Annotated in this window: 1 protein-coding gene; it reads right to left on the minus strand. The window is 72.0% G+C overall.

What is annotated here, in order from left to right:
* Positions 1-774, minus strand: a 774-nt coding sequence (locus tag GTP90_RS35910) for a flagellar hook-length control protein FliK (protein ID WP_161087946.1), incomplete at both ends; no start/stop codon positions are given.

Here is a 774-nt window from a genome sequence, read left to right on the forward strand (position 1 = left end):
GGCGCTGCGCGGCACGTCCACGCCGGCGCCGCTGTCGCCGCCGAAGCTGGCGCCGGAACGGCTGCCGCCGCCATGGCCGCCGCTGTGCTGCGCCGAGCTGGCCTGCTGGTTGAAACCGTTGTTCTGGTCAGACATGCCGGCCGAGACGGTCGCGTTGCCCAGCTGGATGCCGGCTTCGCTCATCATTTCGCGCAGCTTGGGCATGGCCGACTCCAGCGCCTGGCGCACTTCCGGCTGGGCCGAGCTGAAGGCGGCGGTGGCCTGGTCCTTGTTCACGCTCAGCACGACCTGCAGCGGGCCGAGGTCGGGCGGATTCAATTCCATGGTGGCGCTCTGTTCGCCGCCGGCCGCCATGAAGATGATCTTTTGACCCAGTTGCTGGTCCCAGGCCTGGGTGCCGACGCGGCTGCTGAGCTTGTCCGTCGGCACCGCGGTGACAGCCGCCTTGGCCGCCTCCAGCGCCGATTGCGCGGTCGGCGCGATGGTGATGGCCGGGGCGGTTTCCTTCAGCACCGGGGCCGCCTCGGTCGGCTGGGTGCTCTTGCCGTTGAACACCGGCTGCAGCGGGTCGGACTGGCGCGGCGTGGCGTGGGCCACGTCGGCCGGTTTTTCCATGCCGGGGCCGACCTTGATCGGCGCGGCCGGTTCGGCCGGGGTGGCCGGCGCGGCGTCGGTGGTGTCGGACAGCGTGTCGACGATCGGGCCGTCCGGCACCGCGCTGACCGGCTTGGTATCGGTGGCGGGCTTGGCGACGGCCGCACTGGCGGCGGCGAG

It is taken from the genome of Duganella vulcania (genome assembly GCF_009857655.1).
Classification (GTDB): domain Bacteria; phylum Pseudomonadota; class Gammaproteobacteria; order Burkholderiales; family Burkholderiaceae_D; genus Rugamonas; species Rugamonas vulcania.